A 576-nucleotide genomic window follows, 5' to 3' on the forward strand; every position below is an offset into this window, starting at 1 on the left:
GGCTAAGATAACCGATGCTGGAACACCATGTTCCTCCATCATTTCTTTTGCTATTGGACTGTACTTATCGACATATGCCGCATTACTTTGAGCTGAAACTTTTGTTAATCCAAAAGTTCCCAAAGCTAGTAACAGTACAAAGCTTTTTAATTGTTTTAAATTCATGAAGAATGTTTTAGTTCACAAATTACTTCTTGCGCAAGGCAAAAAGTCCGTCTCGAATCGGTAATATTACCTTTTCTACGCGCTTGTCCTGAGCTAAACGTGCATTCAAATCAATGATCTGCTTTGTTTGGTTGTCTGGTTTTGAATCTAACACCTTACCTTTCCATAAGACATTGTCAATCAAAATAAGTCCCCCAGACGGAACTTGATTTATTATCGTTTCGAAATAATATAAATTTCTCTTTTTGTCCGCGTCGATAAATACCAAATCAAATGTTTCATCTAATGTAGGTAGTATTACCGCTGCATCTCCAATATGATAGTTGATTTTATCAGCAAATGCCGATTCATCAAAATAACCTTGGACGCGTTCTTGTTGCTCTGCATTGATATCGATAGTATGCAATATCC

General features: G+C 36.3%; 1 protein-coding gene. It reads right to left on the reverse strand.

Annotation, left to right across the window (positions count from 1 at the left end; translation table 11 throughout):
- Positions 1-187: 187 nt before the first annotated feature.
- Positions 188-576: class I SAM-dependent methyltransferase (locus LE190_RS22215; protein ID WP_225240600.1), on the reverse strand; the 389-nt coding region annotated here is incomplete at its 5' end.

Origin of the sequence: Massilia hydrophila (assembly GCF_020208145.1) — a bacterium.
Lineage (GTDB): Bacteria > Pseudomonadota > Gammaproteobacteria > Burkholderiales > Burkholderiaceae_D > Telluria > Telluria hydrophila.